This window comes from Nocardia sp. NPDC049935 (genome assembly GCF_055586645.1).
Genome location: NZ_JBVJHV010000003.1, coordinates 596,748 through 611,633, shown reverse-complemented (window position 1 = coordinate 611,633; position 14,886 = coordinate 596,748). Strand labels below are relative to the sequence as shown.

Annotated in this window: 16 protein-coding genes; 10 read left to right on the top strand and 6 right to left on the bottom strand. The window is 70.1% G+C overall.

Translation table 11 applies throughout. The annotated features are described in order from the left end of the window. Positions 1-51 precede the first annotated feature (51 nt). Together ACZ6SF_RS15760 and ACZ6SF_RS15755 are read left to right on the top strand one after the other, a co-directional pair. Positions 52-1,491 carry an ATP-binding protein gene (locus ACZ6SF_RS15760; RefSeq protein ID WP_466062806.1) on the top strand — a complete coding sequence of 480 codons (1,440 nt, stop codon included), beginning with the start codon at positions 52-54 and terminating at the stop codon, positions 1,489-1,491. A gap of 144 nt (positions 1,492-1,635) precedes the next feature. After that, on the top strand, positions 1,636-2,271 hold the full coding sequence (locus ACZ6SF_RS15755; RefSeq protein ID WP_466062805.1) for a response regulator: 636 nt from the start codon (positions 1,636-1,638) through the stop codon (positions 2,269-2,271). Between the two features lie 12 nt (positions 2,272-2,283). Here ACZ6SF_RS15755 and ACZ6SF_RS15750 read toward each other — a convergent pair whose 3' ends face one another. Next, on the bottom strand, positions 2,284-3,438 hold the full coding sequence (locus ACZ6SF_RS15750) for a class I SAM-dependent methyltransferase (RefSeq protein ID WP_466062804.1): 1,155 nt from the start codon (positions 3,436-3,438) through the stop codon (positions 2,284-2,286). A gap of 311 nt (positions 3,439-3,749) precedes the next feature. Between ACZ6SF_RS15750 and ACZ6SF_RS15745 the strand changes: the two genes are divergently transcribed. Together ACZ6SF_RS15745 and ACZ6SF_RS15740 are read left to right on the top strand one after the other, a co-directional pair. Continuing rightward, positions 3,750-4,235, top strand: a complete 486-nt coding sequence (locus tag ACZ6SF_RS15745; RefSeq protein ID WP_466063007.1) for an AMIN-like domain-containing (lipo)protein — start codon at positions 3,750-3,752, stop codon at positions 4,233-4,235. A 147-nt stretch (positions 4,236-4,382) separates the two neighbouring features. After that, a complete protein-coding gene (locus tag ACZ6SF_RS15740) occupies positions 4,383-4,913 on the top strand; it encodes a hypothetical protein (protein ID WP_466062803.1) in 531 nt (176 codons plus the stop codon). A 15-nt stretch (positions 4,914-4,928) separates the two neighbouring features. On the opposite strand, the gene ACZ6SF_RS15735 is transcribed toward ACZ6SF_RS15740, so the two are convergent. Further along, positions 4,929-6,497 (bottom strand): DNA polymerase Y family protein, encoded by a 1,569-nt coding sequence (locus ACZ6SF_RS15735; RefSeq protein WP_466062802.1) that lies wholly within the window; start codon positions 6,495-6,497, stop codon positions 4,929-4,931. After that, a complete protein-coding gene (locus tag ACZ6SF_RS15730; RefSeq protein WP_466062801.1) occupies positions 6,487-7,293 on the bottom strand; it encodes a hypothetical protein in 807 nt (268 codons plus the stop codon). Before ACZ6SF_RS15730 ends, ACZ6SF_RS15735 begins: the two co-directional genes overlap by 11 nt. 237 nt (positions 7,294-7,530) lie before the next feature. Between ACZ6SF_RS15730 and ACZ6SF_RS15725 the strand changes: the two genes are divergently transcribed. Continuing rightward, positions 7,531-8,652: a serine/threonine-protein kinase gene (locus tag ACZ6SF_RS15725; protein WP_466062800.1), complete on the top strand. Its 1,122-nt coding sequence runs from the start codon at positions 7,531-7,533 to the stop codon at positions 8,650-8,652. Positions 8,653-8,666: 14 nt separating this feature from the next. Here ACZ6SF_RS15725 and ACZ6SF_RS15720 read toward each other — a convergent pair whose 3' ends face one another. After that, complete coding sequence (locus tag ACZ6SF_RS15720) at positions 8,667-9,128, bottom strand: MarR family winged helix-turn-helix transcriptional regulator (protein WP_466062799.1); 462 nt, start codon at positions 9,126-9,128, stop codon at positions 8,667-8,669. A 43-nt stretch (positions 9,129-9,171) separates the two neighbouring features. After that, a complete protein-coding gene (locus tag ACZ6SF_RS15715; RefSeq protein ID WP_466062798.1) occupies positions 9,172-10,356 on the bottom strand; it encodes a hypothetical protein in 1,185 nt (394 codons plus the stop codon). Positions 10,357-10,678: 322 nt separating this feature from the next. On the opposite strand from ACZ6SF_RS15715, the gene ACZ6SF_RS15710 reads away from it, so the two are divergent. From ACZ6SF_RS15710 to ACZ6SF_RS15695, 4 genes are all read left to right on the top strand, one after another. After that, a complete protein-coding gene (locus tag ACZ6SF_RS15710) occupies positions 10,679-11,533 on the top strand; it encodes a Bax inhibitor-1/YccA family protein (protein ID WP_466062797.1) in 855 nt (284 codons plus the stop codon). A gap of 202 nt (positions 11,534-11,735) precedes the next feature. Next, on the top strand, positions 11,736-11,954 hold the full coding sequence (locus ACZ6SF_RS15705) for a type II toxin-antitoxin system VapB family antitoxin (RefSeq protein WP_466062796.1): 219 nt from the start codon (positions 11,736-11,738) through the stop codon (positions 11,952-11,954). Then, positions 11,951-12,370 carry a PIN domain-containing protein gene (locus ACZ6SF_RS15700; RefSeq protein WP_466062795.1) on the top strand — a complete coding sequence of 140 codons (420 nt, stop codon included), beginning with the start codon at positions 11,951-11,953 and terminating at the stop codon, positions 12,368-12,370. The genes ACZ6SF_RS15705 and ACZ6SF_RS15700 overlap by 4 nt, the downstream gene beginning before the upstream one ends. Before the next feature lie 153 nt (positions 12,371-12,523). Then, a complete protein-coding gene (locus ACZ6SF_RS15695; RefSeq protein ID WP_466062794.1) occupies positions 12,524-13,615 on the top strand; it encodes a serine hydrolase domain-containing protein in 1,092 nt (363 codons plus the stop codon). A 39-nt stretch (positions 13,616-13,654) separates the two neighbouring features. On the opposite strand, the gene ACZ6SF_RS15690 is transcribed toward ACZ6SF_RS15695, so the two are convergent. Then, the gene (locus tag ACZ6SF_RS15690) at positions 13,655-14,080 is read right to left on the bottom strand and encodes a Rid family hydrolase (RefSeq protein WP_466062793.1); all 426 of its coding nucleotides are present in this window, start codon (positions 14,078-14,080) and stop codon (positions 13,655-13,657) included. A gap of 124 nt (positions 14,081-14,204) precedes the next feature. Here ACZ6SF_RS15690 and ACZ6SF_RS15685 point away from each other — a divergent pair, with 124 nt between their 5' ends. After that, entirely contained in the window at positions 14,205-14,714 is a 510-nt protein-coding gene (locus ACZ6SF_RS15685) for a MarR family winged helix-turn-helix transcriptional regulator (RefSeq protein WP_466062792.1), read from the top strand. The last annotated feature ends 172 nt before the right edge of the window (positions 14,715-14,886 follow it).

The following is a 14,886-nucleotide window of genomic DNA, read 5'->3' as shown; positions in this document are numbered from 1 at the left end:
CAGGGTGTTTCCCGATGGTCGCGGGGGTGCTCACGTGCCAGTATCGAGGGTATGTGCCCGTTCGGACCTGCCTTCTACGCGCGGGGGGCCGCCGTCGGGGCGGGCCCCGGTGGAATCACTGGGGCGGGCCCCGGTGGAATCACTGGGGCGGGCCCCGGTAGTTCCGCGCCGCTGGTCCGCCGATCCGGCGGCCGGATCGTGGGCGGGGTGGCCGGCGGCCTGGCCGATCACCTCGGTATCGACGTGCTCAAGGTCCGGATGGCGTTCGTGCTCCTGTCGGCGCTGGCGGGCGCCGGGATCGTGGCCTACGGGCTGCTGTGGATCTTCACGCCGGGCGGCGCGGACGATGCCACTCCCTCGGGTACCGAGCGCCGGCAGGCGATCGGGCTGGCGCTGCTCGGGCTCGGTCTGTCGGTGGCGGTGTCCTGGGCGTTCAGCGGTACGGCGGCGCGGGTGGTCGCACCGCTGGTGGTGATCGCGATCGGCGCGGCCCTGGTGTGGCGCGAGTACGACGCGGACGGCCCCCGGTCGCTGGTGGGGCTGCCCGCGAAACCGTCCGTGGTGACCTGGTCGCGCATCATCGCCGGTGTCACCCTCGTGGTGGCGGGGCTGACCGTGGTGGTGCTGTCGCAGGTCGACTGGGGTTCGCTGGGGTCGGCGCTGCTGGCGGTGGCGGCCACCCTGATCGGGGTGGGCCTGCTCATGGTGCCGCTGGGCCTGCGGCTGATGCGTTCGCTCAATGCCGAGCGCGCCGCCCGCATCCGGAACGAGGAACGCGAAGAGATCGCCTCCCACCTGCACGATTCCGTGCTGCAGACGCTGGCGCTGATCCAGCGCCAGGCCGGTGATTCGCAGGAGGTGCTGCGCCTGGCCCGCAGTCAGGAACGGGAGTTGCGCCGGTGGCTGTTCGCCGATTCCGGCCCCGCCGAATCCAGCCTGGCCGCGGCACTGCGCACCATCGCCGGCGAGGTCGAGGACCAGCACGGCGTGAAGGTCACGCCCGTCACGGTCGGTGACGTCGCGATGGACGGCGAGGAGTCCGGATCCGGCCTGCCGCGTGAACATTTCACCGCCGTACTCGGCGCCACCCGGGAGGCCCTGGTGAACGCCGCGAAACATGCCGGGGTCGCCGATATCGATCTGTTCGCGGAGGCCGAACCGCATCAGGTCGCCGTTTTCGTCCGCGACCGCGGCACCGGCTTCGACCCCGACGCGATCCCCGAGGACCGGCACGGCCTGGCCCGTTCGATCCGCGCCCGGGTGGAACGCCGGGGCGGCACGGTCGAGATCGTCTCCGCTCCCGGTCGCGGTACCGAGGTCCGCATAGTCATGCCGCGCACCGATTCCGGCGATTCGGAAGGAAGCGGCGCGGAAGTCACCGACCGCGATTCCGCGGCCCCCCGGACGCCCGCTGCCCGGCCGGTCACCGCGACCTCACCGGAATTCGCCACCGGCCCCGGTCCGGCAGGCCCGCGAACCGCACGCCGGTGAGACTCCGCACCGAGACCTCCGCCCGCCGGTTCTCCCCGACCTCCCACCGCCCCCAGCCAGACGAGGCCCACAATGGGTTGCGGCCCCGGGGGGCCGCAACCCCGCGCCGCCGAAGGCGGCGCCAAAAGTACAGAAGGGGCGCGAGTGCGGGTTTTTCTCGTCGATGATCACGCGGTGTTCCGGTCCGGTGTGCGGGCCGAACTCGGCCGGGAGGCCGATATGGAGGTGGTGGGGGAGGCCGGTGCCGTGGCCGAGGCGGTGGCCGGGATCAACGCCACCGAACCCGATGTGGTGTTGCTGGATGTGCATATGCCCGACGGCGGCGGGGTCGCCGTACTGCACGGGATCGACAGTGGGCCGGTATGTCTGGCGCTGAGTGTGTCCGATGCCGCCGAGGATGTGATCGCGGTGATCCGGGCCGGTGCGCGCGGGTATGTCACCAAGACGATCTCGGGCGCCGAACTGGCCGACGGTATCCGGCGGGTGGCCGGGGGCGATGCCGTGTTCAGTCCGCGGCTGGCGGGTTTCGTGCTGGATTCGTTCACCGGGCGGTCCCCGGTGCCCGAACCGCCGCTGGATCCCGAGCTGGATTCGCTGACCCCGCGGGAACTCGAGGTGTTGCGGCTGCTGGCCCGGGGCTACACCTACCGCGAGATCGCCGAGAAGCTGTTCATCTCGGTGAAGACGGTGGAGACGCACGCGTCGAATGTGCTGCGCAAAACCCAGCAGTCCAATCGGAACGCGCTCACCCGCTGGGCGCACCGGCGGCGGATCGACTGATCCGCTCCGGGGTTATCGGAGCGGATCGTGCAGGCCGCGGACGGATCGGGTGACCGTGAACTTCCGGTTGCGGCCCATCACCTCGGTGCGGCCCACCATCCGTTCGACGACCGTGCGGTGATTGAGATGGTTGTTGTACACGGTCCACAGTTCACCGCCGGGGCGGAGGACGCGGCCGGTCTGGGCGAACATCTTGATGGCCGAGCCGGTGTGCACGGCGGCGCCGACATGGAACGGCGGATTGCAGACGACCAGGTCGGCGCTGTTGTCGGCGGCGCCGGACATGGCGTCGTCGCGCACCACCCGGACCTGATCGGCGACGTGGTTGGCGGCCGCGGTCGCGGTCGCGGAGGCCACCGCGGCCGCGGACTGGTCGGTGCCGACGACCGCGAGCCCCGGCCGGGACCGGGCGAGGGAGACTGCCAGTATTCCGGTGCCGCAACCCAGATCGACGGCGTCGCGGGCGTCGGGTTTCATGGCCCGCAGGTGTTCGAGCAGGAACCGGGTGCCGATATCCAGGCGTGCCCCGGAGAAGGCGGCGCCGTGGGCGACCACGTCGATATCGAATTCGCCGATGTGCTCGCGCAGGGGGAACCGCGGTTCCCCCATCGGTTTAGGGCCCCGGACCAGCAGGGTGCGGGACTTCTGGCGGCCCCGGCTGGCCCGGACCTCGGAAAACGATTCGCCCAGTACGTCGTTCATCGCCTTGGTCAGGTACTTGTCCCGGCCGCCCGCGAACACCTGGACGTCCGGGTGTGCGTAACGGGCTATGGCCTCGGCGATTTCGTCGAGGCCGGCGAGGACGCGTGGCAACCGCAGCAGGACCACGGTCGCGCCGGTCAGCAGGTTCGCGTCGAGTGGACAGGCGGTGTAGCGGTCGGTGAGTCCGAGTCCGCGGGCATTGGCGGCCAGGGCGAGTTCGCCGGTCAGCAGGTCCTGGTGGACCCGGATACCGTGCAGATCGTGTGCGGTGGCGGCGCCGAGGGTGAGCGCGCCGTAACCGTCGCCGATCACCACGACCCGCCCGCCGCCGAGGGCCGCTTCGGTCAGCGCGTCGGCGGCGACGTCGAGTAAGAGGCGGTCGGCGGCATCGACGGCATAGAGGTTGGTGGCCTCCACATCCGGATAGCGGCGCAACCTTTCGAGTAGGTCCTCCACGTCTCGCACGGGACAAGTGTGCTAGATCGTTGCCCCGCGGTGCGGACCCACCCCGGTACATACCGTGTGCGGCGGGTGTGTTCACGGTCGTGAACAGGTGGCCGGGGGCGGCCGGGGCACACCGTGCGAGGAGGCGTTACCGCAGGACAGTGGGCACTGCGGTTAGCATCGGGATCATGCGTACCGGGCGTGTTCTGGTGGTTGCCGTGATGCTGGGGTGTCTCGCGGGGTGTGCCGACTCGGGGTCCACACCACCGGTTAGCTCTCCGGAGGCGGCGCCGGCTCTACCCAGCTCGGAGGCGGATATCCCGGGTTTGCCCGTGCCGCCGCTGCCGCTGCCGCTGCCCGGGCAGGCGGTCCCGGCGCCGGACGATACGGTGCCCAAACAGGCCGAGGCCTCGCCGGGCGCCAAACTGACCGTCACCGATGTCCGGCTCAGCCGGCATCCGGGGTTCGACCGGGTGGAGTACTACCTGGACGGACAGGGGACGCCGGGTTTCAGCGTCTGGTACACCGGGCGGGCCGTCCAGGACGGCAGCGGGCGCGAACTCGAGGTGGCGGGTGACTCCGTACTCGAGGTGCGGATCACCGGGTCGGGGTATCCGTTCGATACCGGGGTGGCGCCCTACGCCGGGCCCGACCCCGCCACCGATCCCGCGGTGCCGGGTGTCGCCGGGGTGTACCGGACCACGGTGTTCGAGGGGGTCACCCAGTCGTTCGTGGGGGTCGCCGGCGACGAGCCGGGCTTCACCGTGGTCGCGGATCCGATGCCGAATCGCCTGGTCATCGATATCGCCACCGGGTAGGGCGGATCTCGGTTGATCATCAATCGGAGGCTGGCGGGCCGAAATCGGACCCGACCCAGTACGGTTGACAGCATCGGCGGCTCAGATGTCCGGCGCGCCGGGGCGAAAATACGGGGTTCGTGGGCATCCGAGGGGAGTTGCAGAGCGATGCGACGATTCGAACGAGCCGGTCTGGCCGCCGCGCTGACCGCGCTGGTCGCCGGTGGCTTCCTGGCGGCCTGCTCGAATACCGTGACCGGTACCGCGGAAGTGAACCAGTCCGAGCTGCAGCTCTACACCTCCGAGGTCAGGTCCTCCTCGGCCGCCGCCTCGTCCTCGCGCGCCGCCGCCGCGGCCGCGGCCGCCACCGAGGTCTGCGAGGCGCTGCGGGACAACAACAATCCCGCGGTGGACGCCTTCAACGCCTATATCGACGCCAGCGATAACAAGGCGCCGGATCTCGAGCCCAAGAAGCAGGCCGCGATGACGGCGCTGCGCAACACCGCCGATACGATCGACGGGGAACTGAACCCCGACGTCCCCAACGATGTGTCCACCCCGATGCGCACCTATCGCGACAATCTGCGGTCGCTGGCGGATCTGCTGGAACGCAACGCCTCGGTCGAAGAGGTCAACGGCCAGATCGACACCTTCAACGCGGACAAGGACGCGGCCTTCGACTCCTGCGACGGTTACTGACCGGGTTCCGCCCGCTCATTCGTAGAGTCCCTCTACACACCACCGGTTGTCCCGGAAGAGCAGCAGCAGGCTGTGCGGTCCGGGTAGTTCCACCTGGGCGCGGGCCGCGGGCGCGGTCCCCGGCGACCACCACAGCTCGTCGAGCGGCCAGGGCCCGGCCCAGGCGGTGAGCCGCCAGCTCGACCGGCCCCAGCGCAACCGGGCGGGCGGTCCGCTGAACAGTCCGCGGGCGGTGACGCGGACGGGCGCGCCGTCCGCGGTCTCCAGGGTCACAGGCGGGCGGTTGAGCATGATCACCGCGGGTGCCGGTTCGGGAATCCGCCCGGGCCAGGGCGGGTCCGGATCGGTCTCGGGGGCGGGTTCGTCGCCGAAGGTGACCATGGTGACCCGTTCGGCGGGCCCGCGTCCGCCGCTGAGCACTCCGACCCGCACCGCGTCACCGCCCAGCAGGCCCTGTACCCGGACCAGCGCGCGCAGTGCGCGTTCGTCGCCCGTACCGGTATCGCCCCACAGGCCCAGCTGTAGCGCGGCGGCGGGCACCACCTCCACCGGGACCAGATGCAGCAGAACCACCGGTGCGGTGGGCGCGCCGGTGGGGCGGGTGAGCCAGCCGTCGAGCTGCCAGCGCACGCGGTCGGCCACCCCGTCGGCGGTCAGCGGTTCGGCGCACCGCCACACCCGTGACAGCTGTTCGCCGGTTTCGGTCTCGGCGCGGATCTCGAGCCGGGTGCAGGCCGCGGACGCCGCCGCCAGCGCCGCGGTGAGCCGGGTGGCCAGCAGCCGGCCGGCGAAGGCGGCGGCGTCGACACGGTCGATCGGGGGGTCGCAGGGCAGCCGGACCTCCAGGTCCGGGGGGAGTTGCCGGGGAGCCGGGGGGCGTTCGGGCAGCGCGCGCGCCCGCCGATGGGCGAGTACGGCGTCGCTGCCGAAACGGGAGGCGACCTGGGCGGAGGTCAACGCGGCGAAATCGCCGATCCGGCGGAGGCCGAGCCGGTGCAGCAGGTCGAGCAGGGCCGCCCGTTCCCGTTCCGCGGGGCCCGGTTCGGCGGCCAGTTCGCCGATCGGCAGCGGCGCCAGGAATCGCGCGTCGCCGCCGGGCGCCACGATCGTGCCGTGCCGGGCGGCGATGATCGCGGTCGGCAGTTCGTCGGCGATACCGATCCGCGCCTCCACCCCGGCGGTGGCCGCGGCGGCCAGTAACCGCCGGGCCGCCGCCTCCGCGGATCCGAAATACCGGATCACGCCGCGGGCGGCGAGCGCGAGCAGTCCGGGGCGCAGTACCTCTACTCCGGACGCGAGCGCGTCGATCGCCGCGGCCACCGGTTCGAAGAGGCGGGCGTCGCGGTCCTGGTCGGGTGGCGCGACGAACAGTTCCGGGCAGCGGCCCTGGGCTTCGCGTTTGCGCATACCGCGCCGCACCCCGGCGTCCCGGGCGGTGGCCGAACAGGTGACCACCCGGTTCGCGTGCAGTACCGCCACCGGCCGGTCCGCCGGCAGCCCCGCTCCGGCCGCCGCGGCGACCGCGGGCCAATCCGGGCACCACACCACCAGGACCCGGCGCGACGAGGACCGATCAGGAGGCAACCGGGCTCTCCTGTTCTGCTGTCACCGGACGTTCCGGTGCGGCCGCGGCGCCGGCGGTGTCGGCGAGCGCGATCCATTCCACCCGCCCGCCCAGCGGCCGGGCGGCCAGCCGGCCGCGGCTCGGAGCGCCGGTGCCGGTGCGGACCTCGATATCGAGGCTGATCGAGCGGATCCGCCCGCTGCCCGTCCCGAGTCCGGTGTAACCGGCCACCCGGCTTTCCAGCCGCAGGTCCGGGGCGGGCCAGGCTCCCTCGGTGACGAGCAGGGTGGCGCCCTTTCCCCGTGCTCGCGCGGCCAGTACCCGGGCGCGGGACGGAGGTATCGAAGCGCCGCCGAGACCGAGCACCACCAGTTCCATGCCGTCGAGCAACACCGCGGCCACCTCCGCCGGATCGTGTCCGGCGTCGGCGACCACGGCCAGGCGGTCCAGCCGCGCGCCCATCTCGGCGGCGGCGAGCAGACCGAGCCGGGGCAGCCCCACCGCGGCGGCGTGCCCGCCCGGCCCGGTGACCGCGGCGAGCAGACCGGCCAGTAGCGCTCCGGCGCCGGTATAGGCCACCACCGTGCCTTTGACCAGGCCGTGATCGGGCAGCAGGGGAGCGAGGGCGGAGGGGACGGGCAGGATCTCGCGCCGGACCGCGGAGGCCGGTGCGACCGGAACGGAGGTCGCGTGACCCGTCCGGGGCGGAACCATGGCCGGGCGCGCGCAGCCCGCGCCGCTCGCTGCCCGCGCCCGGCGCAGTTCGGCCAGTTCACGCAGCCGTGCGCCGCTGGCCTTCGGTGGTCGTGCCGCCACAGTTCTCACCCACTTCCCGGTCCCGGCGCCGGAGGTCCGGGCCGGCGCACCGAAGTGGTCGGCACCGCCCCAGCTACTACCGCTATCGAACATACATTCGATAGCCTAGTCGGGGAAACCTGCCCCCGGAAGCCCATCGGGCATAGCTACGACCGTGTGTCGTGAACGCGGTCACCCGACGGGCGGTCCCGCTCCGAATCCGGCCAGCTACCACCGAATTCGGCTAGTCTCACTCCCATGATCGATCGCCCCCGCCCCATCGTCGGCCCGGATTATCTGGTGGCCGGCCGGTACCGCCTGCAGTCCAAGCTCGGCGGTGGCGGTATGGGAGCGGTATGGCTGGCCCACGACAGGTTGCTGGACCGTGACGTCGCCATCAAGCAGGTGCTGTCCACGGCCGGGCTGGACGAGGCCGAGGCCCGCCGGGTCCGGGACCAGATCGTGCACGAGGGCCGGGTCGCCGCCAAGCTCTCCCACGAGCACGCCATCGCCGTCTACGACGTGGTGCTCGAGGCCGGTGAGCCCTGGCTGGTGATCGAGCATCTGCCCTCACGCAGTGTCGCCCGGGCGCTGGGCCTGGTGAACACCCTCCCGGTGATCGAGGTGGCCCAGATCGGCGCGCAGGTGGCCGACGCCCTGGCCGCCGCCCATCACGTCGGTATCGTGCACCGCGATATCAAACCGGGCAATATCCTCGTGGCCGATCGCGGCCCGGGGGTCGGGATGGCGAAACTCAGCGATTTCGGTATCTCCCGCAGCGTCAACGAGGCCTCCGACGAACCGGACGGAATGATCACCGGCACCCCCGCCTACCTGCCGCCCGAGGTGGCCCGCGGCGCCCGCCCGACCGCGGCCAGCGATGTGTTCTCCCTCGGTGCCACCCTCTACACCGCCATCGAAGGGCAGCCGCCGTTCGGGATGGACGACGACAGCGACGCCATCGTGGAACGTGCCGCCATGGCGCAGATCATTCCGCCCGCCCGCAGCGGCGTATTGACCCGCGCGCTGCTGCATATGATGGAACCCGCCCCGCAACGCCGCCCGACCATGGCGCAGGCGCGCGACGAAATCCTCGCCGCCGCTTTCGGCCCCGGCGCCGCCGACAACATCCTCGGCGCACCGGTGCGCACCGAGGACGGCACGATTCCGGCCTGGGCGGCCCGCAACTCCGCGGCCGGCCTGCGCAGTCCCCGGTCCGGGCCGCTGCCCCGCCGCGCCGCGCCGCAGCAACCCGTCGCGACCGCCGTCGCGCCCCAGGCCGGTCGCGGGCAGTCCGCGCCCAGCCCCACCGTGGCCGTCACCATCGGCCTGTTGATCGGGTTGCTCATCATCGTCGTGATCCTCGTACTGGTGATGTAGCCGGGCCGATCGGTTCAGCCGGGTAGTGTTCCGCCGCTACCGGATTCGTCGAGCAGTAGTTCGAGCATCTCCCGGAACTCCGCGACCCGGCCCGGCCCCAGGGCGCGCGTCCAGTCCTGTTCCACCGCGACCATGCTGTCGCGCAGTACCCCGAACGCCGCCCGGCCACGATCGGTCAGGCACACCAGTTTCGCCCGGCGATCGGTCGGGTCGGCGGCGCGGACGAGATATCCGCCGCGTTCCAGCGTGCCGACCACCTGTGCGGTGGCCTGCCGGGTCACTCCGATCCGCGGCGCCAGCTCCGACACCCGCTGCCCGCCCGCGAGCAGCGGTGGGAAGAGTTGCAGGGCGTGCCGTGGATGCAGATCCGGCATTCCGGCGGCGGCGAACGCCGCGGCCAGCCGCACACTGGTGGCGCGGGTCAGCCGGTACAGCAGCACGGACGGCGCGGACGCCGCGGCGGTGAACTCGGTCATGGTGACCGATTCTCGCGGAGCCCGGCCGTCGCTCGCCCGGCCGTCACCGGGTGGCCGGGCAGACTCCCGCCGGATCCGCGCTGTCGGAATAGGTGACCTGCGGGTAGTACGGGCCCATCACCGGTTCCGGATTCTCGGGGTCCGCATTCTGCACCGCGTTCGGGAAGTCTCCGGCGGGCAGCATGTTCCGCATGATCAGCAGCGTCTCGCCGGAATTCGCGGGCAGCCAGGCCACCCCGCACGCCGGGTCCGGCCGGTGCTCCGGGGCCGAGACCACGATGGTGTACTCGCCGTTCGCGTCGACCGGGAGTTCGTCGTCGACGAGACAGCCGATGGTCCCGGTCGACGGACCGTCACCGCTGCACATCGACCAGTAGCGCAACTGCGCCGGATCCATCCGCGACGAATCCGGATAGGTATCGGGGGTTTCGGGCAGCCGGCCGCGGACCACCGCGGTGCGGCCGGTATCGAGCAGGGTCGCCAGGTATTTGTTGTCCGGGTTGGGGAACAGGCCGCCGCCTTCGCGGCCCGCCCACTGCGGGGCGTGCGGCGGCGGGACCGCCCGCCCGCCGAGCCGGGCGCGGCCCTGGGCGAACACACCGTGCGGATCGAATGCGCTGGTACTCGTCCCGCAGTCGGCGAGGTCGTAGGACCCGCCGCCGGCGGTCCGCACGGTGGTCCGGGGCAGGCCGGTGCCGCCCATCGCGTCCCGCCCGGCGTCGGGCCGGTAGACGCGGTACAGCACCGGGATCACACCGCCCGAGGGCGGGGCGTAGAGGGTGTTGGGTTCGGGGTTCGCGGGTCGCTCACCGGCTACCACCCGCACGGTGTAGGAGCGGTTCGGCTCCTGGCGTTCGGCTCCGGCCGGGAACGGGTTCGCCGAACCGGGGTCGGGGGTGATGGCGGTATCGGTGATCACGCCCGTGGCCTCTCCGAGCCCCGAGTAGGAGACGAACGACATATAGCGCGCGTGCGGGAACTCGCCGCGCAAGGTCACGCTCGTACCGGGGGCGGCGGGGACCAGGGTCATCCAGTAGTTGGCGAAGGTGTCCGGGAAGGCGACGTTGAAGGTGTCGGCGTTGATCCGCGGACTCCAGCCGCAGGTGATCTCCGGAGGTGCGGCCGTGGCGGGGGTGCTCGGCGCCGGGAAGGCGGTCGCGCAACCGGCCGCCGCCGCGAGGGCGAGCATCCGGACGCTCCACCGGTGCCGGAGATCTCCTGGGGGCATATCGCCTCGTTTCGATGAGTGGCGTTCGCTGGGCGCCACGATTATAGGCAAGGGTGTTGCGTAATTGGATACGACACTCTGTGAGCAGCGGAAATCCGTATCCACCCAGGTCGTGCCCGGCAATCCGGGCGCATGTCATCCACCGGTCCGGGACTCATACCGGCCCGACCGGCGGTAAGGTCCGGTTTGTCTGTCTTGTCGTCCCGCCCGGGAACTCCGCCAGGGGTGGTGATCGTTGGATGGACAGTTGGATATCGAGTAACAGCTCGAGCCGACGGTCGTGCTCCGGTATGGCCAACGAACTCCGAGAAAGGGATTTGCGGTGCGCGCCACAAGCAATCCGGTATTCAAGAATCTGCCGAAGCAGGAAACCGGCTACGCGAGCTTCGGCTCGGCCGCCGCCGGCGCGGGTCAGCTGGGTTACCAGTACGGCAACCAGCAGCATCCCCCGCAGTATCAGCAGCAGCCCTACCCGCAGGCGCCGACCCGGTCGCTGACCATCGACGACGTGGTCACCAAAACCGGTATCACGCTCGGCGTCCTCGCCCTCTCCGCGCTGGTCACCTATATCCTGACCAGCGCCAACACCGGGCTGGCTCCGCTGTTCGTCATCGGCGGTGGCCTGATCGGCCTGGTCCTCGTCCTGGTCGCCACCTTCGGTAACAAGGCCGACAACCCGGCTCTCGTGCTCTCCTACGCGGTCGCCGAAGGTGTCTTCGTCGGCGCCCTGTCGTTCATGTTCACCGATATCAGCTTCGGTGGCGCGGGCGGCGCGGGCATGATCGGCCAGGCCATCCTCGGCACCTTCGGTGTGTTCGCGGGCATGCTGGTCGTGTACAAGACCGGCGCCATCCGGGTCACCCCGCGGTTCACCCGCATGCTCATCGGCGCCATGATCGGCATCCTGGTCCTGGTCGTGGGCAACCTGATCGCGAGCTTCTTCACCGACGGCGGCTTCGGCCTGCGCGACGGCGGCCCGATCGCGATCATCTTCAGCCTGGTGGTCATCGCCATCGCCGCGTTCAGCTTCCTGCTGGACTTCGACGCCGCCGATCAGCTCATCCGCGCCCAGGCCCCGCCGAAGGCGGCCTGGGGTGTGGCGCTGGGCCTCACGGTCACCCTGGTCTGGCTCTACGTCGAGATCCTGCGCCTGCTGAGCTACTTCCAGAGCGACTAGTAGCAGCGCGCCACCCTGGTGGCGACAGGCTCCATGAAAATGGCCCCCTACGCGGGGCCATTTTCTGTTGGGTGCCCGGTTGGCGGCATTGTCGAGGATGTGGCGGCCGAGCGTAGATCCGGTCGAGGACCATGGATGCGTAGTCGACTGCACACATGATGAATGATGCGAGCGAGTTTTGATATCCTGGCAGGGATTCTCAATGCATCACTGGAAGGCAGTCGAGATGCGTACAACCATTGATTTAGATGACAACTGGGAAGAAGCCGCGGAAGTGCTCGGTACGCACGGCAAAACCGAGACCGTCAACCGCGCCCTCGCGCATGTTCTTGCCGAGCGTCGGCGTGCGCAGGCCGTCGATACATTCCGGGCCCTCGACCTCGATCTCGATCCGGAGACCATGCGCGGAGCCTGGGAGTGACACGCCCGGTCTACCTCGCCGATAAATCCGCCCATGCTCAGCGATACAACTCCGAAGAAGCAGCTCGGCGGTTGGATCGCGAGATGGCGTCCGGGCGCCTTGCAGTCTGTGAAATGGTCGCTCTCGAACTGCTCTACTCGGCGCGCAACAGTAGTGACTACCTCCGCCTGAACACCGCGCTCCAAAGTTTGCCTTGGGCGGCCACCGATGGCGCCGCCATGAAACGTGCTCTCGACGTCCAACGCCAGCTTGCTCAGCGAGGCCAACACCGCCGCCCGCTGCCGGACCTCATCATCGCTGCCACAGCCGAGTTGGCCGACCTCACCGTGCTGCACTACGACCACGATTTCGACATCATCGGCGGCATCACCGGTCAGCCGACCGAATGGATTGTGCCCCGCGGAACCGCAGGCTGAGCGTTCGTCTCATCTCAGGGGGCCACATCGCCTGCCGAATCTCACTCTCGGGGGTGAGGACACTTCCGTATACCGGCTCCGATCATGCTGAATATGGGTCTGCGCAATGTTGTTCACGCACGAGGAATGAGATTCCGAGGTAGGCGGTGGGTCGTGCCGTTGGTCGCCGCGTGCGTGGTATCCGTGACGGCGTGCGTCACCGCCACCTCGCCGCGGTCGCCGGATACCGGCCGGTGGCAGACCTCGCTGACGCGGCTCCGATCCGATACCGCGGTGTGGGCGGTAGCCGAGGTAGCCGACGAGAACGGTGTGTGGCGCGGAGGTAGCGGCGTCGCCGAGCGCGGGACCACGGTGCCCGTGCCGGTCGACGGGCATTTCCGTATCGGCAGTATCACCAAGACGTTCGTCGCCGTCGTCGTATTGCAGCTCGTCTCCGAGGGACGCCTGGGTCTGGACGATCGGGTCGAACACTGGTTGCCCGGGGTCGTACCGGGCGCCCCGCCGGTCACCGTCCGGCAGTTGCTCGCCAATACCAGCGGGCTGTACGACTACGTGGAGACGCTGCCGTTCCCGCCCCGGCCGGCGTTCTTCGAGAACCGGTGGCGAACCTGGTCGGCCGGCGAACTGATCGAGCGCGCGTTCGCGCATCCGCCGGATTTCCCGCCGGGTTCGGCCTATGCGTACTCGAACACCGGCTACGCGCTACTGGGCATGCTCATCGAGCGCCTCACCACCCACACCTACGCCACCGAGATCCGCGACCGGATCATCCGGCCGCTGTCCCTGGCGGGCACCTCCGTACCGGGTTCGGTGGTCTCGATTCCGGAACCCCGCCCGCGCGGATATGTGCCTACGGAGCACGGGCTCACCGACTTCACCGACATGAACCCGACGGTATTCGGCGCCGGTGGCGAGATGATCTCGACCACCGCCGACCTCAACCGCTTCTTCGACGCCCTGCTCGACGGCCGGATGGTCCCCGCTCCACTTCTCGACGCGATGCGGACCCCGGGCGTCGAGGGCTCCACCTACGGTCTCGGTCTCCGGATCCGCACCACCTCGTGCGGGATACGCGTATACGGCAACGACGGTGACGCCCTGGCCACCGCGGCCTGGTCGTTCACCGCCGAAGACCGGAGCCGGCAGGCCACGATCGCACTGGGTCCCGATTTCACCGGTGATCCCGACGAGGCCGTGGACGTCTTCCTGGACCACACCTTCTGCGCCGCCCCGTCGCCGAGCTGAGCGACCGGCGGCGCGTACGGTTCGCCCGGAGGTGGCGGGTCAGTTCCCGGAACCGACTATGGCGGTGACACGGATCTCCACCCGCATGGCGGCGAGGCCGAGAACCGTGACGCCGGTTTCGGTCCAGATGGGCGCGCGTCCGCCGAGGCGACGGCGGAACTGTTCGGTCATCACCCTGTTGTGGTCGTCGCCGATGGCGTCGTCACCCGGCGCCACCTTGTGATACGAGTTGACGTGGATGACGTCCTTCCAGGTCGCGCCGACCGTGGCCAGGGTGCGCTCCACATTGTCGAAGGCTCGGATGATCTCGTCTTCCAGCGAGTCGGGGATGACCAGATCGTCATCCACCCCGGCCTGCCCGGAGGTCTCGACCCGGTCGCCGACGCGTACGGCCCCGCTGTAGCCGTGGGCCTCGTGCAGCTTCTCGCCGTAGCCCGGTGTGACGCCGAAGGTGACGGTGCTCATGGTGTTCCCATCCTGTCCTGGGGGTGCGTTCCCCGTTGCGTTACTTCACACATGAACTCATGGCTGCCCGTTATTATTTCAAGCGAAAAGTGATGACGACTTTGCCGGAGAGCGGGAAAGACCTATGAGCGGCACGGAAGGGCGTACGAGCGGCGCCGGCGACTCGGCGGACCACGAGGAACTCCGATGGCTCGACGAGCAGGAGAAGGCGGCGTGGACAGGGCTGATCTCGCTGATCCTGCTGCTGCCCGGCAAGCTGGAGTCGCCGCTACGGCAGGAACACGGACTCACCCTGTTCGAGTACCTCGTGCTCAGCCATCTCTCCGAGGCTCCGCGGCGCACGCTCCGGATGGGCGAACTCGCCTTCCTCGCCAGCGGATCGCTCTCCCGCCTGTCCAATGTCGTCAAACGCTGTGAACAGCGCGGCTGGATCGTGCGCACCCCCGACCCGGCCGACGGCCGCTACACCCTCGCCGAACTCACCGACACCGGCTTCGACCTCGTGCACCGGGCAGCGCCCACACACCTGCGCGCCGTCCGCCGCCTCGTCCTCGACTCGCTCAACACCACCGACCAGAAGGCGCTCGCCCGCATCGCCGACAAACTCCACATCGTCCCCGACGACTTCGGCTGACGACCGCCCCCGCTCCGATCGGGGCCATCGCCATTTTGGGCGTGCGCGGGGTTCCGCACCGCGTTCCAGTCCACCGCACAATTCCTCGGCGATCAGTGGACGCAGGTGCGGTTTCACGATCCCGACCTGGCGGCCACCGGGCCGGTGTTCGTCGTGGACCCCTCTGCTGTAC